Origin of the sequence: Micromonospora sp. NBRC 101691 (assembly GCF_030269285.1) — a bacterium.
Lineage (GTDB): Bacteria > Actinomycetota > Actinomycetes > Mycobacteriales > Micromonosporaceae > Micromonospora > Micromonospora echinospora.
The window spans coordinates 169,194-192,188 of the sequence record NZ_BSTB01000006.1 but is presented as its reverse complement, the minus strand read 5'-3'; the positions used below and the strand labels follow the sequence as shown (position 1 = coordinate 192,188).

Here is a 22,995-nt window from a genome sequence, read left to right as displayed (position 1 = left end):
GGTCGGCGGGAGACTATTTACACGGGGAGTGTACTTTTCTCGGGCTCCCCGTCAACACCTTCGATACGTCGTTTTTTCGGACCGGAAACGGTCGAGGCTCCACCGGCGGCGGTCAGGGTCGGGGCGCACCGGGTGGCGGCGCGGGCAGGTCGACCAGGTCGGCCAGGACCGCCCGGTGCCGGTCGGCGGCACCGAAGGCGACCGCCGCGCTCCTCGCCCGCTTGAGCAACAGGTGCGCCGGATGTTCCCAGGTGAACCCGAGGCCACCGTGCGCCTGCACGCAGACCTCGGCGGCGGTCGTCGCGACCGTCCCGCAGTACGCCTGGGCCAGTGCCGCGGCCAGGGCGGTGTCCGGATCACCGGTGGCGAGGCAGTCGGCGGCGTACCGGGCCACCGCCCGGGACTGGGAGACCGCCACCCAGACGTCGGCCAGCCGGTGCTTGACCGCCTGGAACGAACCGACCGGACGGCCGAACTGGTGCCGGGTCCGCACGTGCGCGACCGCCAGGTCGAGACAGCGCTGGGCCACGCCGACCTGCTCCGAGGCGAGCAGCGCCGCGCCTGCGGTCAGCGCGTCGGTGACCGCACCGGTGGCCGTCGCGCCGGCGGCGACCCGGCGGGCCGGCGCATCGGCGAACCCGACGTCGGCAAGCGGGCGGGTGACGTCGAGGGAGACCACCGGGGTCCGGCGCACCCCCGGTCCCCGGGCGTCCACGGCGTACAGTCCGTCCCCGGCCGGGACCAGCAGCACGTCGGCCGGGAGCGCGTCGACGACGCCGGCCACCTGGCCGGTGAGCGCCGGACCGGTGGACACCGCGACCGGGTCCGGACGCGTTCCGGGAGCCGTGCCGAACGGGACCACCAGCGTCGCGACGCACCGCCCGGCGGCGAGCCGCCCGAGCAGCCCGGTCTCTCCGCAGGCGAGCAGCGCCCGGGTGGCCAGCACGGCGCTGCCCAGGAACGGCACCGGCGCGACCGCCCGGCCCAGCTCCTCCAGCACCACCGCCACCTCGCGGAAGCCGACGCCCGCGCCACCGTGTTCCTCGGGCACCGGCAGGCCGGCGACCCCGAGCCCACCGGCCAGCCGCGCCCAGAGGGCCGGGTCGTACGCCTCGCCGCCGTCCACCCGGGTCAGGGTCCGCTGCCACGGGGCGTGCGTCGTCAGCAGCGCCCGGACGCTGTCCCGCAGCGCCTCCTCGATGTCGTCGTAGCACAGGTCGGTCATCGGTCCGCCCCCGGCTCGCCTGGCCGTCGGTCCACCCCGGGCTCGGCCAGCGGTCGGTCCGGCCCCGGCTCCGGCGACGGTCGGTCCGGCCGGGGCTCGGGTGGCAGGCCGAGGACCCGCTCGGCGATGACGGTGCGCAGGATCTCCGAGGTCCCGCCCTCGATCGAGTTCCCCCGGGCCCGCAGGTACCGGTACGCGGCGGTGCGGCCGAGCAGGTCCGGCTCCTCCGGGCGGCGCATCGTCCAGTCGTCGTACCGCAGCCCCTCGTCGCCGAGCAGGTCCAGCTCCAACGCGCTGATCCGTTGGGCCAGCTCGGCGAAGGTGAGCTTCACCGCCGACCCCTCGGGCCCCGGCTCGCCGGCGGCGAGCTGCTGGCGCAGCCGCAGGGCGGTCAGCCGGGCGGCCTCGGCCTCCACCCAGGCACGCAGGAGGTCGGCGTGCAGGCCGTGCGTGCGCAGCTCGGGTCGCTCGCGCCAGGCGTGCGTCAGCCGGCCGATCATGCCGCCCTCGCGGGGCAGCGGCCGCCCACCGATCGCGACCCGCTCGTTCATCAGGGTGGTCCGGGCCACCCGCCAGCCGTCGCCGACGGCCCCGAGGCGCAGCGTGTCCGGCAGCCGGACGCCGGTGAGGAAGACCTCGTTGAACTCCGCCTCGCCGGTGAGCTGGCGCAACGGCCGCACCAGCACGCCCGGGGCGGTCATGTCACAGACCAGGTAGGTGATGCCCCGGTGTTTGGCGACCCCGGGGTCGGTGCGGGCGAGCAGGAGGCCCCACCGCGCGCGGTGGGCCAGCGAGGTCCACACCTTCTGGCCGTCGACCACCCAGTCGTCGCCGTCGCGCACCGCACGGGTGGTCACGGCGGCGAGGTCGGAGCCGGCGTCCGGCTCGCTGAACAGCTGGCACCAGACCTCCTCGCCGGTCCAGATCGGCCGCAGCCACCGCCGGCACTGGGCCGGGGTGCCGTGCCGCAGCAGGGTCGGCGCCGCCATCCCGAGACCGATGCTGTTGCGCCGTGGGCGGTGGTCCGGCACACCGGCGCGGGCCAGTGCCTCGTCGAGCACCGGCTGGAGGCGGCGGGGCAGGCCCAGCCCGCCGAGCCCGACCGGATGGTGGACCCAGGCCAGTCCGGCGTCGAACCGGGCACCAAGGAGGGCGGTCGCCCCGGCGTCCGGATCGTGTCGCCGGAGGAACTCGGCGACCCGGCCACGCAGCCGGTCGGCGTCGTCGTCGGGCATGCCCATCCTCCGGTCGGGTAATTGCACTGTGGATGCAATATAAGCTTCCGCCCGGCCGGACGGAAGACGACCTGACCGGGCGGAGCGCCCCGCCGACAGAGTCGGTCCGGGGCGCTCCGCCCACGGATCAGGAACCGGGGCAGGTGTTGCGGTACTCCTCCACGTCCAGGCCGCTCGGGCCCGGGCAGAGGAACGGCTCGTAGCGGGTGTCGTTGTCGACGAACCGCTTGAGCCAACTGACCATCTGCTTGCCGACCAGCGGGTCGGCAGACTGCGGGAAGAAGTGGTCCTCCAGGTTGAGCTCCAGGTACGCCTTCTCGGACGAGGCCGGGATGCTGCTGTAGAACGGCTCCGAGTGCGACGAGACCGGGGCGACGGTGTCGTACTCGCCGCCGATGATCAGCGTGGGGACCCGTACGCCCGACCAGCTCTTGGTCGTGTTCCAGGGCGCGAGCGGAATCGCGGCCTGCAACGACGGGCGCGACACGGCGGCCTCCAGGCTGCCACCGCCGCCCATCGAGTGCCCGGCCACGGCCAGCCGGGTGCCGTCGATCCGGGTCCGGACGGAGCTGCGCTGGACCAGGTAGTCGAGCGCGGCCAGCAACTGCCGGCCACGGCTGTCCGGCTGGTCGAGGGTGCTGTTGGTCTCGATGCCGATGACCACGAAGCCGTGCGAGGCCAGTCGCGGCCCGAGCCAGCTGATGCTGGACCAGTAGGCGGTGAAACCGGGCGAGATGGCGATGGCGCCGAAGGTGCCCTCGCTGGTGCTGGTCGGGTAGTAGATGACCCCGCCGCCGAAGCCGCTGACGCTCAGCGAGGAGACGGTCTGCGAGGCGGTGGCGAAGGGGCCACGGCTGGCCTCCAGGATGGCGGTGGTCGGGTTGGGACCACGCTCGTACGGGTTCTCCGCGGCCTGCGCGCCGGACGACGCCGCCAGGACACCCCCGGTGGCCAGGAGGACAGCCGTGGCGATCCCGGCCACGGCACGGACGAGGGAACGGGGACGGATGGTGGTGGGTGATCGCATGTCGGGTTCTCCCTGCCGGTAGCGGGTAAATCGACATGTGTCAGTCTTGGGGCAGGGCTGACCGGCCCGCATCGGCAAAATCACCGGTCACCACCGCCGGCCGGCACCGACATCCCACGCGACGCCCCGGCGGGGCGGGGCCGTTACGGCTCCCGGCCCACCGCCCCGAGCGGGGGGGACCGATGGTTCCGGGCAGCATGACCTACCGTCCAAACCGGATGGACGTCCGGCGGAACCGGCGCAGGTGACCCCGGGAAACACGATGGCGAACGCGGGTCGGACGGGCCCAGGTGCACGCTGTGGTGTCACAGTGGAGACAGAAGGGGGAACGTCTTCGGTGTTACGTTCGGGCGCATGCCGAACGAGCTCTTTCCCCGCTGTGGCACCTACGACCGGGACTGGGCGGAGGAACACTCGCTGGGCGAGAACGTGCTGCACTTCGTCGAGTCGCTGACCCAGGTGATGGAGCTGCGCCCGGGCATGCGGATCCTGGACCTCGGCTGCGGCCACGCCATCAGCTCGATCTTCCTGGCCCGGGAGTTCGGGGTCCGGGTGTGGGCGGTCGACTTCGGCGTCGACCCCTCCGCGAACCAGCGTCGGATCGAGGAGTTCGGCTGCGCCGACCTGGTCCAGCCGCTCCGCGCCGACGTCCGCGCGCTGCCGCTGCCGCACGACTACTTCGACGCGGCGGTCGCCTTCGACTCCTACCGGTACTTCGGGACCGACCAGCGCTTCCTCACCGGCCTGCTGCGACACCTGCGCCCGGACGGCCGGCTCGGCATCGTCGACGCGTGCACGAGCCGGGATATCTCCAGCGCCGAGGACCTCGGACCCGACCTGCGCCAGGAGTGGCTCGACGGTGGCTGGTACCTGGTGCACTCGATCGACTGGTGGCGCCGGCACCTGACCCGGACCGGCCTGCTCGACGTCACGCTGGCCGAGCCGCTGCCGGGCAGCGACGCCATCCGGACCCGGTACCTCGACCGGTTCCGGGACGATCCGGCGGAGGCGGAGATGGTCACCTTCATGGAGGCCGAGGAGGGCGCGTTCACCGGCTCGTTCCGGATGCTCGCCCACCGGACCGGCCGCCAGCCGCTGCTCGAGGACGACGGGGAGACGCCGTACTGACCCGGCTCCGCCCGACCGTCAGGCCGACCTGACCCCGATCGCCCCCTCCACGGTGCGCAGGACGAGACGGAGCACCTCGTGCCGGGAGGCGCCGGTCTCGGCGAGATAGGACCACCCGGCGTACAGCTGGGACCAGACGATGCTCTGCACCCAGCCCGCCGGCAGCTCCGGGTCGATGCTGCCGTCGCGGTGACCGCGCTCGACCAGCGCGGTGAACTCCGGGTCACACCCGGCCGGGCCACCGGCGGTCGGATCGACACAGAGTTCCGGCTCGCTGAAGATCAGCGAGAGCAGGTCGCCGAGGTCGAAGTACTCCTGACAGAGCCGGCGTACGGCCGAGGCCCCGGTCCCCTCGGCCGGTCGCGCCTGCGCGGTCGCGCGGGCCAGCCGGGCGGTCGCCTCGGCACCGACCGCGGTCAGCAGGTCGGTCCGCTCGGCGAAGTAGCGGTGCAGGGTCGTCCGCCCCACGTCGGCGGCGGTGGCGATGTCGCCCAGGGACGCGGCGGGATTGCGCCCCAGCACCTCGATCGCCGCGTCGACGATGGCCTGGCGGGTCCGGGCCCGGCTGCCGGAGACCTGCGCGTCTGTCACGGACGCAAGGATAGCAACATGCCTTTCCGGTATATCGGTTGACTGTCTTGGAACAGCCATGTTCCGTTAAGGGAATGGAATCATCCAACCAGCCGCTCCCCCGGCTGCGCACGCTCACCTCGTTCCTCGTCCCGCACCGACGAACGATGCTCCTCGGTCTCCTGCTGGGTCTCGCCGCGAACGCGGCCGGACTCGCGACGCCGATGGTCACCAAGTGGGTCCTGGACACCCTCGGCGACGGCGGGTCGATGGCCCGCCCGATCGCCGTCCTCCTGGTGCTCGTCGTCGTCGGCGCGGCGATCGGGTTGTGGCAGTGGCGGCTGCTCGGGACACTCGCCGAGCAGATCGTGCTCGACGCGCGGACCGCGATGGTCGCACGCTACTTCCGGGCCCGCGTCGGTGAACTGCAGCGCCGACCCACCGGTGAGCTGGTCACCCGGGCCACCTCCGACACCCAGCTGCTACGCGAGGCGTCCAGCAGCATCGTGGGCCTGGTCAACGCGGGCATCGCCCTGGTCGGCACGCTGGTGCTGATGGGGGTGCTCGACCTGTTCCTGCTGGGTTGCACGCTCGCGGCCGTGCTGGTGGTCGCGGCGGTCATGGGCGTCCTCATGCCCCGCATCGCGGCGGCACAGGTCGCCGCCCAGGAACACATGGGTCGGCTCGGCGGCGCGCTGGAGGGCGCGCTGCGCGCGGTCCGGACGGTCAAGGCCAGCCGGGCCGAGGCCCGGGTCACCGAACGGATCGTCGACGACGCCCGGCAGGTCGCGACGCACAGCGTACGGGCGGCGCTGGTGACCGCGTCGGTCTGGACGATCGCCTGGACGGGCATCCAGCTCGCGGTGATCGTGATCCTGGGCATCGGCGCCTGGCGTGCCCAGCGTGACCTGCTGGAGATCTCCAGCCTGATCGCCTTCCTGCTGTACGTGTTCCAGCTGATGGGTCCGATCACCGAGCTGACCCAGAACACCACGGCGTTGCAGGCCGGGATCGCGGCGGCCGGGCGGATCCGCGAGGTCGGGACGATGGCGACCGAACCGGCCGGCCCGGCGTCCACGTCGACGCCGCGTCCGGACACCGCCGACCCGGAGCAGCCGGTGCTGGTCTTCCGTGGGGTCACCGCCCGGTACGGCCCGGACACGCCGCCGGCCGTGCGCGACGTCGACCTGGTCATCCCCCGGCGCGGGCACACCGCGATCGTGGGACCGTCGGGGGCCGGCAAGACCACGCTCTTCTCGCTCATCCTGCGCTTCCTCGAACCCGAGCACGGGCAACTGCTCCTCGACGGCCGTCCGTACGCCGCGTACCGGCCCGACGAGGTGCGGGCCCGGCTCGCCTACGTCGAGCAGGAGACGCCGGTGGTGCCGGGCACCATCCGGGACAACGTGCGGTTCACCCACCCCGACGCCACCGACGACGAGATCCGCGCGGTGCTGCGGGCCGTCCGGCTGGACGAGAAGGTCGACTCACTGCCGGAGGGTCTGGACACGCCGCTGTCGTCCACCGAGGTGTCCGGCGGGCAGCGGCAGCGCATCGCGCTGGCGCGGGCGATGCTGCGTACCCCGCAGGTGTTGCTGCTCGACGAGGCGACCGCGCAGCTCGACGGCCTGACCGAGGCCGCGTTGCAGGAGTGCGTCCGGCAGCGCGCGGCGGCCGGCGCGGTGGTGACCATCGCGCACCGGCTCTCCACCGTGCTCGACGCCGACCGGATCGTGGTGCTGGAGGACGGGCGGATCCGTGCCGAGGGCACCCACGCCGAACTGCTGGCCGGCGACGACCTCTACCGCCGCCTGGTCGAGGCGCTGCGCATAGCGGCCGAGGAGCCCCTGGCCGCGGCGCGGTAGCGGCGACCCGGTGGGCCGGCGTGCCCGGCCCACCGGCGGGTCGCGGAGAACGACGGCGTGGCGTTCCACCGGTACGGAGCCCAGCACCTCACCGAGACGCACCGGCTGTTCGGGGGCAGGTCGGGCCCGGACGCGGACGGACGTCGACGGCGGCTGGACGCGATGGAGGCGCTGGTCACGTGGCTGGTCGAGGCCGCCGAGGGGTCGGGCCGGACTGATCACCGCAACTGGTCGGCCAGGCCGAGGAACACGTAGAGGTTCGGGACGCCGGCACTGACGACGGCCGGCAGCACGTGGCGACCCGCTCCCTTCTCGAAGTACACCTGCCCGTGCACCAGCCGGATCTCGTCGAGGTCGGCCCAGCGGCAGGTCTTCTCCTTCACCGACACGGTGTGGCGGTCCACGGTGATGTCACCGAAGGTCAGCCGTTCCCCCGCATTCAGCCGGGCCAGGGCGGCGGGCAGCTGGGCGGCGGTCACCCGGCGCTGAATCTCCGGGCCCCACCGCATCGGGTCGACGAAGACCGGTCCCCAGGTGACCGAGGTGACCCCCACCCGTTGCAGGTGGCGGCCGAGCAGACCGTGGTGCCCCGGCCCGAGGCTCAGCGCCGTACCGTCGCCGTCGATCAGGGTGTAGACCGCCTCCACCAGCCCTCCGTTGACCCGGGTGTGGTTCTGGAGGACCCGGACCGACTCCCACCGGTAGCTCCGCCCGAACCCGTCGGGCGCGGTGACCCGCAGTCCGCCGGTGAACAGGTGGAGTTCGGCGCCCCGCCACCGTCGGCCGAAGAGGCTCCTGCGGGGTGCGGCCGTCATGACCGGGGCGCCCAGGTCCTGCCCGCCGCCCGGTACGGCCGCCGGGTCACCGGGTCGTGCGCCGTTGTCGTTCACCTGGAACTCCGGAGGATCGCGGACGGACAGGTCCACCCGGTCGGGGTGGTGACCGACGGCCGCCCAACGCTGCCCGGGAACGGTCGCTGGACGAGGGAACTCTACGCGACCCACCTCGTGTCCGCTCCACTCAGGACATGACGTCGGGACGCGGCCGGGCCGGGCGGGACGTCACGGGGACGGTCGTCCCGGCGCAGCCCGGCGTACCCGCAGGACCCGTCCGGCCGGCGGACGACGGGGCCGGTGCCGAGCGGGCGCCGACACGGCGGCCGGGGCGAGCGTCACGTCGTGGTGGAGGATCGCGGCCTCGATCCGCCGCAGGGCCGGCCCCGGGTCCGCGCCGAGCTGCTCGGCCAGGGTGCGGCGGGCACGCCGGAGCACGGCGAGCGCGTCCCCCTGCCGGCCGTCCCGGTAGAGCGCGGTGGCCAGCAGCTCCCACCCCCGCTCACGCAGGGGCTCCTCGATGACCAGCGCCTCCAGCTCGCCGACCAGGGCGGCGTGCCGTCCCGCCTGGAGCAACGCCGTCAACCGCAGCTCCACGGCGGCGGCGCGGGCCGCCGCCAGCCGGGTCACCGCCGGCAGGACGAAGGGCACGTCGCCGAGATCGGCGAAGGCCGGGCCCCGCCAGAGGGCCAACGCGGTGTCGAGGGTGGTCGCCGCCTCGACGGGCCGCCCCCGGTCGAGCTGCGCCCCACCGGTCTCCACCAGCGCCGTGAACCGTTCCGCGTCGACCCGCCCCGGAGGCAGTCGGAGCGCGTAGCCGGTCCCCGCGTGGACGAGCACGTCGCCCCGGCGGGCCGCGTGCTCCGGTTCCAGCACGCGCCGCAGGCCGGCGACGTACCCGTAGAGCGTGGCCCGGCTGGCGACCCGCTCGCCGTCACCCCACACCAGCTCCCGCAACCGGTCCACCGGCAGCATCCGGCCCTGGGCGACCAGCAGCGCCGCCAGCACCAGACGCTGCCGACGGCCACCGAGCGCCACCGGCCGCCCGGCGCGCACGGCCTCGACCGGGCCGAGCACCCGCAGGTCGACGTCGGTCTCCGTACCGGTCACCGGCCTTCTCTCCGCCCCCACCGTCATCCCCCTCCGCCACCGGTGCCGGCGCGTCGGATCACGACGGCTCCCTGTCGATCACTGGAGACGCCGTCGGTCGTCGGGAAGGTTGGGGCGCCGGCCAGTCGGGTAGCCGACTGTCCCGACGGTTTCCCAGACGGATCCCAGACCGGGCCGATTCGCTGCCCACATGAGACGTTTCCTCACGCTCCTCGCCGGGGCGGTGGTCGCGGCCACCGTCGCCGTCGCCGCGCCCGCCGCCGCCGCGCCCGACTGCGAGGTCCCCGTGCCACCGCCGATCTGCAACCCGATCGAGGACCCGCCGCCGCCGGAGGGCAGCGACAAGTCGCCGACCGGCCGGGTCGAGTCGTACGGCTTCGCCCACGGCACCTTCAACGTCCGGGGGTGGGCCCGGGACGTCAACGGTGGACCGGTGACGATCTGGGTGAACGTGGACGGGCCGTTCGTCGGCGGGTACACCGCCGGGCTGTGGCACGCCGGGCAGGGCGGCAACGTCGGTTTCGACATCACCGTGCCCGCGCCGTCGACCGTCGGCACCCACCAGGTGTTGATCACCCTGGTCAACGTGCCCGACGGCACCCAGCCGGCGGCGCCGTACTCGAGCCTCCTGAACTACCTGACGTACACGGTGGAGGCGACCCCGCCGGCCAACCTGAGCCTCACGCCCGTCGTCACCAACGGGCAGGACGCGATCGTCGTGGGCTTCACCGACCTCTCCACCGCCGAGGAGGGTTACCAGATCACCTACGACTGGATGGCCCGCCGGATGAACGACGACGGGCACTGGGTGCTCACCCCCGAGTCGCGCACCGTGCACGTCGGCCCCAACCCGGGAACCGGCTGGTACAGCCACACCATCACCGGGCTCGTCTCGAACACCTTCTACCGCTTCTACATCCGCACGAAGGAGAACGGCCGGATGTCCACGCCGACGACCGGCGGGGTCTCCACCCTCGACTGACCGCCGATCCCGACGACCGTCGGAGCCGGTGAGTCACCTCGTCCGAACGGCCGGCCAGCGCCGTTCGGACGGCTCACCGTCACTCCACCGAACGACCCTCCCGCGCGACCGCCCGCACGGCGGCGCATCCAGGCATGTGCACAGTTCATTGCCGTGACCTCGATGATCATCTAAGTTGGCACACGATCGCGCCGAGCAGCCCGAGCTCTCCCCGGCTCTGAGCAGACAGCGACCCATCGATCGATCGCGCCGCACGGTGAACGAGGAGCGCACGGTGGCCCAGCCCCGCTATCGAAGAAGACCAACCCTGACGACCCCCTCCCGCCTGGTCACGGTGGTGGCCGCGAGCGCCCTGCTGCTCGCCGGCGTCACCGTGCCCGCCACGGCGGCGCCCACCCGCGCGCCGCTGCCGGGCGGCCAGGACACTCCCGAGCAGCCGAAACCCGACCAGCGGCAGCCCGCGAGCGGGCTGTGGCTGGTGAAACTGGACCGGCCGTCGCTGGTGGCCGCCCGCTCCGCCGCCGCGCCCGCCGGCCGGATCGACGCCCGGTCCACGGCGAGCACCTCGTACGTCCGGGAGCTGGCGCAGCAGCAGGACGCGCTGGTGGACGAGATCGAGACCACCCTGGGCCGCCAGGTGAAGGTCGCGCACAGCTACCGGAACGTGCTCAACGGCCTGGCCGTCGCGGTCACCCCGGACGAGGCCCGGTACCTGTCCGGCCTGCCGGGAGTGGCGGCGGTCGTGCCCGACGCGACCCTGACCATGGAGACGGACACCAGCAACGCGCTGATCCGGTCGGACGCGGTCTGGGAGGGACGCACGCCGGAGCAGGTGGCGACCCGGGGCGAGGGGGTCGTCGTCGGCGTCCTGGACTCCGGGATCACCCCCGGGCACCCGTCGTTCGCGGCGGTGGACGGCGACGGCTACCGGCACACCAACCCGCGTGGCGCGGGCTCGTACGTCGGGGTCTGCGACCCGGCCCGCCCGAACCACGACCCGATCTGCAACGACAAGCTGATCGGCGCCTGGGCGATGACCGGCACCAGCGCCCGGGACGACAACGGACACGGCAGCCACACCGCCTCGACCGCCGCCGGCAACCGGCACCGGGCGAGCGTCACCGTGGGCGCCGACACGCACGAGATGACCGTCTCCGGGGTGGCACCCCGCGCCAACATCATCTCCTACAAGGTGTGTGTGGTCACGTCCTGCTTCTCGTCGGCGACGATCGCGGCGGTGGACCAGGCGATCGACGACGGCGTCGACGTGCTCAACTACTCCATCTCCGGCCGGGACGACCCGTGGAACGACCTCGTCGACCAGGCGTTCCTGGAGGCGTACCAGGCGGGGATCTTCGTCGCGGCGTCCGCCGGCAACAGCGGACCGGGTGAGCGGACGGTGGCCAAGACCGCGCCGTGGAACGCCTCCGTCGCCGCCGTCAGCCACGAGCGGATCGTCGCGCACCGGTTGGACGTGACCGGTCCGACGCCGGTCCCGCCGGCGCTCACCGGCATCGCCGCCGTGCTCGGCGAGGGCTCCCCCGCCCCGCCCATCGAGGGTGAGATCCGGTTCTCCGGCACCGTCGACGCCGACAACGAGCAGGGCTGCGTGATGTTCCCGCCGGACGTGTTCCGGGGCCGGGTGGCCCTGATTCCCCGGGGCGGCTGCGACTTCGCCGTCAAGGTCCGCAACGCGGCCGCCGCCGGTGCCACCGGCGTGGTGGTGCACACCCAGTACGGCGGTCCCCCGATCACCATGGGCGCGCTCACCGGCAGCCCGCTGCCCGCCGTCATGGTCAGCCTCGCCGACGGCAAGCGTCTGCGCGACCACCTGGCCGCCGCCTCCGGTCCGGTCACCGTGCGGGTGGGGGCCGGCAGCGAGGTGCTGCGCGACGACGCGTGGACCGACGTGGTCACCGACTTCAGCTCCCGGGGACCGAGCCAGTTCGACATGCTCGCGCCCACCATGGCCGCCCCGGGCCGCAACGTCCTCGCCGCCACCGTCGGCACGCGGAACGAACCGGTCCGGTACGCGTTCATGCAGGGCACCTCGATGGCGTCCCCGCACGTGGCGGGCGCCGGCGCGCTGCTGGCGGCGCTGCACCCGGACTGGTCGCCGACCCGGATCCGCTCCGCCCTGGCGGTCACCGCCGACCGGAACGGCGTGGTCAAGGAGGACGGCGTCACGCCGGCCGACGCGTTCGACATGGGATCCGGCCGGATCAACCTGGGCCAGGCCGCCCGGACGGGTCTCGTGCTCGACGAGACGGCCGAGAACTTCGTCGCGGCCGACCCCGACACCGGCGGCGAGCCGCAGACGCTGAACCTGCCGGCCGTGGTGGAGCACCACTGCCTGAAGGTCTGCACCTTCACCCGGACCGTGTCCAGCGTCGCCACGGTGGCCGCCACCTACCAGGTGACGGCGCAGGCCGCGCCGGGCGCGCGGGTGACCGTCACGCCGGCCCGGTTCACCCTGGCCGCCGGCGCCCGGCAGGAGCTGACCGTCACCGTGGACGTCACCGGGACGCCGCGCGAGGGCTGGCTCTTCGGCGCGATCGAGCTGACCACCGACGCCACGCACGGCGCGGGCGGACCGGAGGTCGCCGACGCGCACCTCCCGGTCGCCGTCCGGCCCGCCGCGCCGGAGCTGACCGTCGACCCGACCAGCCTGCGCAGCAGCATGGACGTGGCGCAGAGCGAGCGGCACACCGTCACGGTCGGCAACGCCGGTGGTGACACGCTCACCTGGCGGGCCACCGGCGACGGCGACGGCTGCGCCTGGCCGTCCTGGGTCAAGGTGACGCCGGCACAGGGCACGCTGGCCCCGTTCAGCAACCAGCAGATCGAGATCACGTTCGACTCGACGGGCCTGGACGACGGCGGGGACTTCCGCGCCGACCTCTGCCTGGCCAGCAACGACCCGAAGCGCCGGAGTGCGCCGATCGCGCTGGAACTGTCGGTCGTGCCGGTCCCCGAGATCGAGGTGGCACCCCGATCGCTGTCGGCGCGGCAGCCGGCCGGGCTGGTCACCACGCGGTCGTTCACGGTGCGCAACACCGGGCACGGCGTGCTCGACTGGCGGCTCGACGACCCGGACGCCGGTCCGGACGAGCAGCGGGTCAAGCTCCTGCGCGACGGGGTCCTGCTGATCCCCAACTCGGGCAGCGCGACCCGTGGGGTGATGGCGTTCGACCCGCACTCCGGGAAACTGATCGACCCGCAGTTCGTCCGGCACGTGTCGTACGACCCGTCGACCAGCCTGTACACGCCCTTCCAGATCGTCGCCAAGCCGGACGGCACCGGGTTCCTCATGTCCGACCAGGTGCGCTCGGTGGTCACCGAGCACGGCCTGGACGGCAGCTTCCACCGGGTGTTCGCCCCGGCCGCCGGCGCAGCCGACCCGAAGATCATGGGCAACACCCGGGGCATGACCGTCTCCCCGCGCGGCACCGTCCTGGTGACGGTCGCCAGTCAGGACAACGCCCACTCGGTGGTCGAGTTCGACGCCGACGGGAAGTACCTGGGGCCCTTCGTCGCACCGGGCGCGGACGGGCTGAAGAGCCCGTGGGGCATCACCTTCCGCGGCGACGACGTGCTCGTCTCCGGCAGCGACAGCGACGCCATCCACAGCTTCAGCCGGGACGGCAAGCAGGCCAACCCCCGCTTCTTCGAGGGGCTGAGCTGGCCCGGCCAGATGGTCGAGCAGGCGAACGGCAACGTGCTGGTGGCGAGCTGGGGCAGCGGCTCCACCCCCGGGGTGTGGGAGATGGACCCCGACGGCAAGCTGGTCGGCGTCTACACGCCGCCCGGCGGCACCGGCTACCAGGGCGTCCACCCGCTCGGCAACGGCAACATCCTGGTCACCAGCTCGCGCGGCGTGCACGAGATCGACCGGGGCGGCCGGCTGGTCGAGGTCGAGAACGACAAGGGGGCGGCCCGGTTCGTCACCCACGTCCGGCTGCCCGACCTGCAACCGTGCGTGACTCCGGACGAGGTGCCGTGGCTGTCCGTCGACCGGGCCTCGGCCGGCACCGGCGCCGGCCGCAGCACGGAGGTGAAGGTGTCGCTGGACAGCACCGGCCTGGCCGCCGGCACGTACCGGGCCCAGCTCTGCGTGACCAGCGACGACGCGACCACGCCGCTGGTCACGCTGCCGGTGACGATGGAGGTCACCGACCAGACCTGCGACCGGGTGATCAAGGGCGAGTACCGGGGTCCGGTGCGGACCGGCACGACGGTGACCTGCCTCGCGCCGGGGGCGACGGTGTTCGGTCCGGTGACGGTCGACAAGGGCGCCGGGCTGATCGCGCTCGACGCCGCCGTCTCGGGTCCGGTGACCGCCACCGGAGCGGGTGTGGTCGAGTTGACCGGCAGCCGGATCGACGGTCCGGTCTCGGTCACCGCCGGCACCGGACGCGTCGCGATCAGCGGCACCCGGGTCACCGGCCCGGTCAGCCTGGTCGACAACCGCACCGGTACCACCCCGGTGGTGGTCTCCGGCAACCGGATCGAGGGGCCGCTACGGTGCGTCGGCAACGAGCCCGCACCGACGAACGACGGGGTGGCCAACACGGTCAGCGGACCACGCTCCGGCCAGTGCGCCGGACTCTGACCGGGCACCGGAGCTGAACCGGCCCGTCGGTGCGGTCGCGGATCGCGACCGCACCGGCGGGCCGCCGCCCGTTGTGGGCGTCGCACGGGGGCGACGTCGACCCATGATGGAACTACCCTCGGAGCCGGGACGGGCCGTCGTCGACGCCCGGCCGAAACCTGCGGGGACGGGAGGCGGCGGCGATGGCCGGGATCCCCTGGGCCCGGGAGAAGTTGGACCGCGCCGCCATCATCCTCCGTGACACCATGGCGCACCTGGTCAGGCTCCTCGAACCGGACCAGCAACCCGAGATCGACCTGCTGCCGGAGCCGGCCATCCTCGACTGGCAGGAGCCGCTGCGACACGCCTACACGGCCACCGTGACCCTGACCGCGCGGAAGCACCGGTCCGCCGCACACGCCGTCCGACACGGAGCGGACCTGCTCAGTGGGTGGGGCTGGGCCGTCGAGGAGGAGACCGGCCCGGCCGAGACCCGTACCGTCGCCCGCCGCGACGGATTCGTGATCAGCCTGTACGCCTTCGGGCGGCAGCCGGGTGTCAGCCACCGCGGGGACGGCTACGGCATCAGTGGCCAGACGCCGCACGTCCTGCTCTACGAACCGGTCGGGTTCGTCCCGCCCGAGCCGATCGTCACCGCCGACGCCCTGCCTAACGGGGCGCTGCTCTGCTACGAGTGCGACGGTCTCGGCTGGTGCCCCTGCTGCCTCGGACGGGGCTTCACGCTCGACGACGACCGACGCCGTCAGCGGTGCCAGCTCTGCTTCACCCGGCGGATCTGCCCGATCTGCGAAGGAACCGGTCTGAAGTGGATCCACGCGCTGAACAGCTGGGAGCGGGGGCAGTACCCGGAACTGGGGTCGGACTGACCGCGGCGAATTTGCCATAGGCGGTCGACCCCCTCCCCTCGGCAGAATGGCCGGCGTGACCGATCCCGAGGTTCGTCCGAACGAGACCACCGTGCCGCTGCTGCCCTGCGTGTCCGCCGAGGAGACACTCACCTTCTACCAGTCGCTCGGCTTCCGGGTCACCTACCGGCAGCTCCGCCCCTACCTCTACCTCGCCTTCGCCTGGAGCGGCTTCGAGCTGCACTTCGGCGGCGCGCCGGCGGGGCTGGACCCGACCCGGGAGACCAGCGGCGGCTGCCTGGTGATGGTGGACGACGTCGCGCCGTACCATGCCGCGTTCAGCGCCGGGCTGCGCGCCGCGTACGGCAGGGTGCCGGCCCGGGGTCTGCCCCGCATCACCCGTCACCGGCCCGGCGCGAGCCGGTTCACCGTCGTGGACCCGTCCGGCAACTCGATCATCTTCATCCGCCGGGACGAGGAGAAGGAGTTGGAGTACGGCGGGTCCAAGACGCTGAAGGGCATCGCGCGGGCCCTCGACAACGCCCGCATCCTTCGGGAGTTCAAGAACGACGACCGGGCGGCGGTCCGGACGCTCACCTCGGCGCTGCGCCGGCACGGCGAAACGGCTGCGCCGGTCGAACGCGCCCTGGCCCTGGCGACGCTGGCCGAACTGGCGGTCGCCCTCGACGAGCCCGACCGCGCCGAGGAGTGGATCGCCCAGCTGCGGACGGTCGAGCTGACCGACACCGACCGGCAGCGGGTGGAGAGCGAGGTGGCCAACGTCACACACCTGCGCGAATGGCTGTCCTAGCGTCGATCATGGAGTTGTGGCACACGATCTGCGGCGTTTGTAGCAGCCCGGCTGGTGCCCGAACTCCATGATCGACGGGGCGGTGCCGGCCGGACCGGGGGTGACCGGTCCGGCCGGTAAGCGCCGTTGTGGGTGGGGCGGGGTGGGTCAGGCGGTGCGCCACTTCTGGTTGAGGGTGCCGGCGCAGTCCCAGAGCTGCAACCGGCCGCCGTCGCCGCTGACCCAGTCCTTCATGTCCACGCACTTGTTGGCCTGCGGGTTCACCAGGTCACCGGCGGCGGACAGGACGAACTGCTGGGCCGGGTTGCCGCTGCAGTTGGCGATCTGGATGACCGCGCCGTTCTCGCGGGAGCCCCAGGCGACGTCCATGCACTTGTTGTTCTGGGTGCGCAGCGTGCCGCCGGTGAAGGTCCAGCTCTGCGCGGAGGTGCCGTTGCAGGTCCAGGTCTGCAGCGGTACGCCGTCGGAGAAGTTGGAGTTCGGCACGTCGATGCACTTGTTGTTCCAGTTGCTGACGATCCGGGTGCCCGGTCCCCCGCCGCCGGTGGTGACCAGCGACAGCCCGTAGACACCGAGGATCTCGTTGACCGGCTGGAACCACGTCGTCCCGCCGCTCGTGCAGTTGCCGGAGCCGCCGGAGGTCACGCCCTGCGCCTGGTTTCCGGCGAGCCACGCGCCGCCGGAGTCGCCGCCCTCGGCGCAGGCGTTACTGCGGTGCAGACCCGAGACCGCGCCCTGCGGGTAGTTGACCGTCTCGTTGCGGCCGAGGAGCGTGCCGCAGCGCCACCCGGTCGTCCGGCCGGAGCGGCACACCCCGGCGCCGATCACGGCGTCGGTGGAGCCGGCGACCGACACGTTCCCGCCGGCGTAGTTGTTGACCCACGGCCGGGGCGTCCAGTCGGCGTTGGTCCGCACCCAGCCGTAGTCGTTGCCCGGGAACGACGAGCCGGCGAAGGTGCCCTGGTTCACGTTGTTGTAGCCGAGGGTGGGGCTGCCGGTGCCCCCGCAGTGGCCGGCGGTCACGAAGCCGCCGGCGACGGCGAAGCCCACCGAGCAGAGCGTGTTCCGGTTGATCACGTACTGGTCGCCGCCCCGGATGTCGTAGAGCGGACGGGGCGCCTCGGGCGCGACGACGTAGCGGACCAGGGCGGCGGAGATCCCGCTGCGCGCGACGAAGTCGCGGGCCGACGCGGTGCCGCCGGGGGCCACCGTCACCACGAGGCTGTTGTCGGTGACGTCGGTGTACCAGCTCCGTACCACGTCGGTCGGGCGGTGGCGGGCGGCGTACCCGTCGAGACGGTTCTGGGCGGCGGTGAGCGCGGCCAGGCTCCGGGAGACGAGGCGGGGTTCGGCCCCCTCGGCCCGGACGGCGTCCGCGACGGAGGCGTCGGTGACCGCCACCGTGAGCCGGTCACCGGCGGCCAGCCAGGAGCCGGCGTACCGTGCCCCCAGCCCGGCGCGCAGCCGCTTGTCGACCACGGCGGCGGCGGCCTCGACCCGCAACCGGTCGGCGATCTGCCGGTCGGTCAGGCCGAGGTCCCGGCGCATCGCCTCGGCCATGCCGGCGGGCAGGTCGGCGGCGTCGACGCGGGCCGCTCCGGTCCGGTCGGCCGGGTCCGGGTCGGGCGGGGGCGCGGCAGCGGCGGGCACGGTCAGCCCGACGACCGCCACACCGGTGGCGAGCAGCGCGAGGAACGACTTCATCGGTGTCCTTTCCTACGGGGGATCTGGTGCTGCCCGGCGGCGGGGCGGCCCCGCCGCCGGGTCGAGGGGATGGCCGAACCGGCGGCAGTTCAGCCGGTGCGGAACTTCTGGTTGGCGCTGCCGGCGCAGTCCCAGAGCTGCAGCCGGGCGCCGTCGCCGCTGTTCCAGTCCTTGATGTCGACGCACCGGTTGCTGGCCAGGTTGAGCAGGTCACCGGCGGCGGTGAGGGTGAACTGCTGCGCGCCGGTGCCGTTGCAGGCGTAGAGCTGGACGACCGCGCCGTTGCCGGTAGCGCCGCCGTCGACGTCCATGCACTTGTTGTTCTGGCTCCGCACCGCGTTGCCGGAGAAGGTCCACTTCTGGGCGTTGGTGCCGTTGCAGGTCCACATCTGGAGCGGCACCCGGTCGGCGAAGTTCGAGTTGGGCACGTCGATGCACTTGTTGTTCCAGTTGCTCAGCACCGGCACGCCGGTCGGCGTCGGGGTGCTGCCGCCCCCACCGAACGGGCTGAGCACCACACCGGCGGCGCGCGGGTCACCGTCGTGCACCAGCGACTCGAAGGCCCCGACGTCGTCGAAGGCGAACGCGTACGCCTTGCCGTCGACCATGTTGGCGTGGATCACCCGGGCGTACTGGTTGGTGGGGTTGCTGCGGTAGAACTCGGCCGGGTTGAGGCTGGGCTGCGTGTCGATGGTGCCGAGGGTGCCCCGGTTCAGCGCCGCGCAGAGCGTCCGGGCGATCGGGCCGACGACCTGGTCGTTGGGGGCGTGCAGCTGGCCGTCGCAGCCCCAGACGCTGGCCGACGAGGGCCGTTGGAAGGACGCCACCACCTGGCCGGACCCGTTGGTGAAGGTCATCGTGCTGCCCGAGGTCCGGCCGAAGTAGCGGATGCCGGGCTGGTCGGCGAAGGGCACCACGGTCAACGTCTTCGTGGTGTACGCGTTCCACGCCGAGGCGATGTAGGGGTCGAGGTAGGTCGGGCTGAACAGGCCCGCGCCGGCGGCCTTGCCCGGGGCCAGGACCCGCAGCACCGTGCCGTCCGACCGGGTGTACACGGAGTTCCCCCAGCCGGCCTGCGCCCGGATCCCGTTGATGATGTTGGCGCGGCCGTTGCTGACGACGTCACCGGTCCGCTTGGTGACCCCGTTGGCGCCGGTGACGGTGACGGCGTGCGGCACGGCGAACATGTCCACCTGGGAGCTGTTCAGCCAGAGACCGGCGTCGTTGTAGGTGAACTCGCTCCAGTCGAACAGGATGTTCCGGTTCGGGTCGCCGGCCGCCCAGGGCGCGGGTTGCACCAGGCCGTCCGGGGTGAGGAAGAACTTGAGCTTCTCCCCGAAGGAGAAGTAGACCCGCCCGGAGAAGCCCCGGGGGAACTGGATGGTGGTGCGGCCTCCGTTGCCGGGGCCCGGGATGGAGGCGTCGGGCGCGGGCGACGGCGGGATCTGGCCGCCGGTCCACGGCACGAACGAGCCGCCGGCCGTCACGTAGCCGAGCCGGCCGCTGGAGAGCTGCGTGCCGATGACGTACAGGTGCGTGGCCTCGGCCCGGCCGGTGTTGTTGGTGATCGTGACGGGTAGCAGGGCTGGCCCGACCGCACGCGCGGGCGTCGCGTGGACGGTCGCCGCGATGGTGACGAGGAGGGCGGAGACGATGGCGAACAGGTGTCGTCGAACGCTCATAGGACCACCTCAGGCGTGGGGAAACGGTTGAGAGAGCGCTCTCACAGGCTGCAACTGGAAACAAAGTTTGTCAATACTTAACAGGGGCCGACCAGGTGCCGCAGAACGCCCCGGGTCGGCGATACGCAGTGGTCCGGCCCGATTCCGCGCGGCGCGGTGGGTAGTTCGTCGGCACGCTGTGGAGCTGCCCCGTCCATGCGCCCACCGGTCGTCCTCCGCGCTGAGCATGGCCTCCCCGGAGTCCAGTCCCGGCACGTGCCCGAAGAGTCGCGCAGCGCGACCACGAGGACGGCCCCACGCTCGATGCGAACTGGCGGCGAGCCGGTCGGACAGGCTGCCGTCCGAGGTCATCCGGCCTACTGACGGCCCTTCGGGTCGGGTTCGGTCGGCTCGGTCGTGACACTCCGCTGTGGTACTTCCTCAGCAGCACGGAGGACGTTGCGGGCGGCGGCCGAGACCGGGCAGTCTGCGATCTGGCAGATCGGACAGCGTCCGTCGGGTCCGGGTCGATGGTCGCGGAGGACCGCCCGGGCGGCGAGGATCAGCCGGTTGCGGATCTGCGCCAGGGACAGGAACGGCGCGGTCACCGTTCAGCCCGCCCCGAGCGTCGCGGCGAGGTGGCTGAGCGTCGTCGGGGCGGCAGGATCGCGGGCGACCTGGGCAAGGATTTTTCGGCTGGCTGGTCGGTGGCGAATCTCGGCCGGCGCGATCCGGTCGGCCTCGACCAGGACCCTGCCGGCGCTGACCGGGTCGCCGGCGTGCAGGTAGGCGCGGGCAACGTCGACCAGGTACGCGGCGCGGTGTTCGGCGGCCAGCCACCGCCAGCCGTCCCGCCTGGTCACCCTCTCGTGCCGGGCCATGGCCTCCTCCGCGTCACCCGACTCCACGGCCACGGCGATCCGGGCCAACTCCACCGCCGTCGCCCCGAACCCGGTCCGGTAGAAGTCGTGCCCGTCGCCCACTTGCGCCGCCATCTCGGCGGCTTCGTCGATCAGCTCGACGGCGGTGCCGTCGTCCCCGTCACGGGCGGCGGCCAGGGCCGCCTGCACCAGTAGTGTTCCGCACAGGGACAGCTCCGACGGGTCGCCGAACTCGATCATTGGCGGGGCGATGCGGTACGCCGCCGTCAGCGTCACCGACTTCGCCACTCGCGCCCGCCCTGAAGCGCGCAACACCTGACCGAGCTGCACGGCAGCGGCAGCCACCGACACCCGGTCACCGGTGGCGACGGCCATCGCCCGGTCAACGGCCAACCACGCCACGTCGGGGGCACCGAGCTTCACCAACAGCGCGGCCGTCACGCGGTACGCCTCCACCAGCGGCACCCGGCCCCTGTCGGGATCGTGGGTGTGGGTGCGCTGCGCGCTGGCCACCAACTGCGGCAGCAGATCGACGACCTGCGGGTAGCGGGCGTGCTGGAAGGTCGTCCACACATGTGCGACCTCCCGCGCCAGCCGATCGCCCGGCAGCACCCGGCGGGCCGATGGGCGCTCCAACGCGATCTCGTACGTCGACAGCGCCACCCGGATCCGCTCCACACCCTCGACACGCTCGATCAGCCCGGCCGGCTGAGCGTCCCGACCGAGCAGCACCGCCGTGTCGATCCGCAGCACAGCGGCGATGTTCTGAAGCGTCGACACCTTGTCGAGCGACCGGACACCCCGCTCGACCTTGTCGACCCAGCTCTTGGACTTTCCCAGCCGATCCGCGAGTACCTGCTGCGACAGCTTCCGCCGTCCTCGCCAGTACGCCACCCGACGACCGACCGGCAGCAGGTCAGTGCGGTCCACGACGCCACCGCCGGTCCGGCACCACGCGGGTCGTCTCCTCGACCGGTACCCGATCCGCCTCGGCCTGCGCAAGAATTCGCCGCTTCGCCGCCTCCCGCTCGCCGTCCTCCGCCTGTTCACCCCGGCTTGATCCTGGACCGCGCTGCGTATCGCCCACCTGCACCCCTCCGGAAAGGACGCGGCGGTGAGCTCTTGGAAGGACCGCCACCGCCGCGCCGGCTCAGGGGCGCGGCGGCAGTCCTACCAGCACGGATCCATACAGCCACGCCCGTGATCGGGACGCTACGGAAAGCAAACATGACCCCTGGAACGCTTACGCACCACTATCGGCCGATTACTGTGCCGTCATGCTCATTCGCTCGCAGAGCCCCCGCAGCTCTGGTGAGGTTGCGCCCCGCCGCAGCAACGACCGCACCGTCTCCCGGGCCGACGTCGACGAACGGGCGTGCTGTGGGCCGACTCGTTCCGCGGCGAGCAGCATCCGCACCGCGTCCCGGTCCCGGCCGACAGCCTCAGCGGCCCGCCCCATGTCGAGCCAGAAGTACACCTGCCGTACCGGCGGCAGGCCGGTCAGGTCCATGCCGGCGGCCGTCTGCATCGCCCCCTCCGGACGGCCTGTGTCGAGCTGAAAGGCCATCCGCCACAACGCCACGTTCCGTGGGCCCCAGGCGAGATCCCAGCTCTCGGTCTCCCCGGTATGCGCGGCAATCCGCGCCGCTTCGGCAAGATGATCCTCGGCGCTCGCCTGGTCGCGCAGGCCGGCAAGGTGATGCGCCCGTGCCAGGTGCAGGAAGCCGAGCACGTCCAGAGCACCGACCGCCCCGCTACCCGCGAGGTCGGCACCCGCCGCGTCACACAGCGCCCGTGCCGGCCCGTACGCGCCGGAGTAGGCGGACACCCGCCCCCGGTTGGCCGCCGCCACCCCCGCCGCCACCGGATCATCGAGCAGGCCCGCCGCCTCGGCACAGCGCTCTGCGGCAAGCCACGCGTGAGCCGGATAGCTGACGTTGAGCAGGGAACCCATCGCCACGCCGTACACCGGCACCATCTCGGCCAACGCCGCGCGCCGGTCAGTCAGACCGTGCATCGCCGGCACCAGGTCGACGAGCCGACGCAGGGCACCCGCGTAGTCACACCGGCCGTACAGGACACGCACGAGCCCGGCCTCCCGACGCACCTGCTCGACGGTGGCCGGCACATCACGCCGGACGGCCATGGGCGTGTCCATCATGATCCGCCACACCCGCTCCGCGTCGATTCGAGCAGCGTCAAGCTGCCGATCGGCGGGCGTATACGGCTGCCCAGTCAAGTCAACCACCGAGCACTCAAGGGCAGCGGCCAGATCCACCACCATGTACCGGTCGGTACGCTGCTGGCCGCGCTCGATCCGTAACCAGGACGTGTGGGAGATGCCGGCACGACTGGCGGCATGGCGAATGCTCCAGCCACGCATCTCGCGACGGGCCCGAATGCGATCACCGATCGACGGATCGGCAGGTATGGGGCGACGAGACATCAGCGCGCTCCCCGGTAGAAGACCGACTTGGCGTCCTCGCCGGCCGCTGTCCAGCAAGCC

Annotated in this window: 16 protein-coding genes; 6 read left to right on the top strand and 10 right to left on the bottom strand. The window is 72.7% G+C overall.

The genetic code is table 11. The features are described 5' to 3' along the window. Nucleotides 1-112: 112 nt before the first annotated feature. The 3 genes from QSK20_RS12685 to QSK20_RS12675 all read right to left on the bottom strand — a co-directional run bounded on the left by QSK20_RS12685 (nt 113) and on the right by QSK20_RS12675 (nt 3,487). Entirely contained in the window at nt 113-1,225 is a 1,113-nt protein-coding gene (locus QSK20_RS12685) for an acyl-CoA dehydrogenase family protein (protein ID WP_285788807.1), read from the bottom strand. Then, nucleotides 1,222-2,460, bottom strand: coding sequence for an acyl-CoA dehydrogenase family protein (locus tag QSK20_RS12680; protein ID WP_285788806.1), 1,239 nt, complete (start codon nt 2,458-2,460; stop codon nt 1,222-1,224). The genes QSK20_RS12685 and QSK20_RS12680 overlap by 4 nt, the downstream gene beginning before the upstream one ends. A gap of 127 nt (nt 2,461-2,587) precedes the next feature. Next, on the bottom strand, nt 2,588-3,487 hold the full coding sequence (locus QSK20_RS12675) for an alpha/beta hydrolase family protein (protein ID WP_285788805.1): 900 nt from the start codon (nt 3,485-3,487) through the stop codon (nt 2,588-2,590). A 354-nt stretch (nt 3,488-3,841) separates the two neighbouring features. Between QSK20_RS12675 and QSK20_RS12670 the strand changes: the two genes are divergently transcribed. Continuing rightward, on the top strand, nt 3,842-4,615 hold the full coding sequence (locus tag QSK20_RS12670) for an SAM-dependent methyltransferase (protein ID WP_285788804.1): 774 nt from the start codon (nt 3,842-3,844) through the stop codon (nt 4,613-4,615). Between the two features lie 18 nt (nt 4,616-4,633). Here QSK20_RS12670 and QSK20_RS12665 read toward each other — a convergent pair whose 3' ends face one another. Then, nucleotides 4,634-5,206 (bottom strand): TetR/AcrR family transcriptional regulator, encoded by a 573-nt coding sequence (locus QSK20_RS12665; RefSeq protein ID WP_285788803.1) that lies wholly within the window; start codon nt 5,204-5,206, stop codon nt 4,634-4,636. Between the two features lie 74 nt (nt 5,207-5,280). Here QSK20_RS12665 and QSK20_RS12660 point away from each other — a divergent pair, with 74 nt between their 5' ends. Then, nucleotides 5,281-7,050, top strand: a complete 1,770-nt coding sequence (locus tag QSK20_RS12660; protein WP_285788802.1) for an ABC transporter ATP-binding protein — start codon at nt 5,281-5,283, stop codon at nt 7,048-7,050. A gap of 218 nt (nt 7,051-7,268) precedes the next feature. Here QSK20_RS12660 and QSK20_RS12655 read toward each other — a convergent pair whose 3' ends face one another. Further along, nucleotides 7,269-7,976 carry a DUF6585 family protein gene (locus tag QSK20_RS12655; RefSeq protein ID WP_285788801.1) on the bottom strand — a complete coding sequence of 236 codons (708 nt, stop codon included), beginning with the start codon at nt 7,974-7,976 and terminating at the stop codon, nt 7,269-7,271. Nucleotides 7,977-8,111: 135 nt separating this feature from the next. After that, a complete protein-coding gene (locus tag QSK20_RS12650; protein WP_285788800.1) occupies nt 8,112-8,993 on the bottom strand; it encodes an AfsR/SARP family transcriptional regulator in 882 nt (293 codons plus the stop codon). Between the two features lie 190 nt (nt 8,994-9,183). Between QSK20_RS12650 and QSK20_RS12645 the strand changes: the two genes are divergently transcribed. From QSK20_RS12645 to QSK20_RS12630, 4 genes are all read left to right on the top strand, one after another. Continuing rightward, on the top strand, nt 9,184-9,975 hold the full coding sequence (locus QSK20_RS12645; protein ID WP_285788799.1) for a hypothetical protein: 792 nt from the start codon (nt 9,184-9,186) through the stop codon (nt 9,973-9,975). Nucleotides 9,976-10,249: 274 nt separating this feature from the next. Next, entirely contained in the window at nt 10,250-14,587 is a 4,338-nt protein-coding gene (locus tag QSK20_RS12640; protein ID WP_285788798.1) for a S8 family serine peptidase, read from the top strand. A gap of 182 nt (nt 14,588-14,769) precedes the next feature. Then, on the top strand, nt 14,770-15,453 hold the full coding sequence (locus QSK20_RS12635) for a DnaJ-like cysteine-rich domain-containing protein (protein ID WP_285788797.1): 684 nt from the start codon (nt 14,770-14,772) through the stop codon (nt 15,451-15,453). A 55-nt stretch (nt 15,454-15,508) separates the two neighbouring features. Further along, entirely contained in the window at nt 15,509-16,243 is a 735-nt protein-coding gene (locus QSK20_RS12630; protein WP_285788796.1) for a DUF8817 family protein, read from the top strand. 147 nt (nt 16,244-16,390) lie between these two features. Here the strand turns inward: QSK20_RS12630 and QSK20_RS12625 are convergent, their stop codons facing one another. From QSK20_RS12625 to QSK20_RS12610, 4 genes are all read right to left on the bottom strand, one after another. Beyond that, nucleotides 16,391-17,947 carry a ricin-type beta-trefoil lectin domain protein gene (locus QSK20_RS12625; protein ID WP_285788795.1) on the bottom strand — a complete coding sequence of 519 codons (1,557 nt, stop codon included), beginning with the start codon at nt 17,945-17,947 and terminating at the stop codon, nt 16,391-16,393. Between the two features lie 89 nt (nt 17,948-18,036). Beyond that, entirely contained in the window at nt 18,037-19,629 is a 1,593-nt protein-coding gene (locus QSK20_RS12620; RefSeq protein ID WP_285788794.1) for a glycoside hydrolase family 64 protein, read from the bottom strand. Nucleotides 19,630-20,219: 590 nt separating this feature from the next. After that, nucleotides 20,220-21,419, bottom strand: a complete 1,200-nt coding sequence (locus QSK20_RS12615) for a helix-turn-helix domain-containing protein (RefSeq protein ID WP_285788793.1) — start codon at nt 21,417-21,419, stop codon at nt 20,220-20,222. 334 nt (nt 21,420-21,753) lie between these two features. Then, the gene (locus QSK20_RS12610; protein ID WP_285788917.1) at nt 21,754-22,902 is read right to left on the bottom strand and encodes a helix-turn-helix domain-containing protein; all 1,149 of its coding nucleotides are present in this window, start codon (nt 22,900-22,902) and stop codon (nt 21,754-21,756) included. Nucleotides 22,903-22,995: the final 93 nt, after the last annotated feature.

Bases quoted from the DNA above. Each gene is read 5' to 3' on its own strand.
- QSK20_RS12685 (WP_285788807.1), bottom strand. From the start codon at position 1,225: ATGACCGACCTGTGCTACGACGACATCGAGGAGGCGCTGCGGGACAGC.
- QSK20_RS12680 (WP_285788806.1), bottom strand. From the start codon at position 2,460: ATGCCCGACGACGACGCCGACCGGCTGCGTGGCCGGGTCGCCGAGTTC.
- QSK20_RS12675 (WP_285788805.1), bottom strand. From the start codon at position 3,487: ATGCGATCACCCACCACCATCCGTCCCCGTTCCCTCGTCCGTGCCGTG.
- QSK20_RS12670 (WP_285788804.1), top strand. From the start codon at position 3,842: ATGCCGAACGAGCTCTTTCCCCGCTGTGGCACCTACGACCGGGACTGG.
- QSK20_RS12660 (WP_285788802.1), top strand. From the start codon at position 5,281: ATGGAATCATCCAACCAGCCGCTCCCCCGGCTGCGCACGCTCACCTCG.
- QSK20_RS12645 (WP_285788799.1), top strand. From the start codon at position 9,184: ATGAGACGTTTCCTCACGCTCCTCGCCGGGGCGGTGGTCGCGGCCACC.
- QSK20_RS12635 (WP_285788797.1), top strand. From the start codon at position 14,770: ATGGCCGGGATCCCCTGGGCCCGGGAGAAGTTGGACCGCGCCGCCATC.
- QSK20_RS12625 (WP_285788795.1), bottom strand. From the start codon at position 17,947: ATGAAGTCGTTCCTCGCGCTGCTCGCCACCGGTGTGGCGGTCGTCGGG.
- QSK20_RS12620 (WP_285788794.1), bottom strand. From the start codon at position 19,629: ATGAGCGTTCGACGACACCTGTTCGCCATCGTCTCCGCCCTCCTCGTC.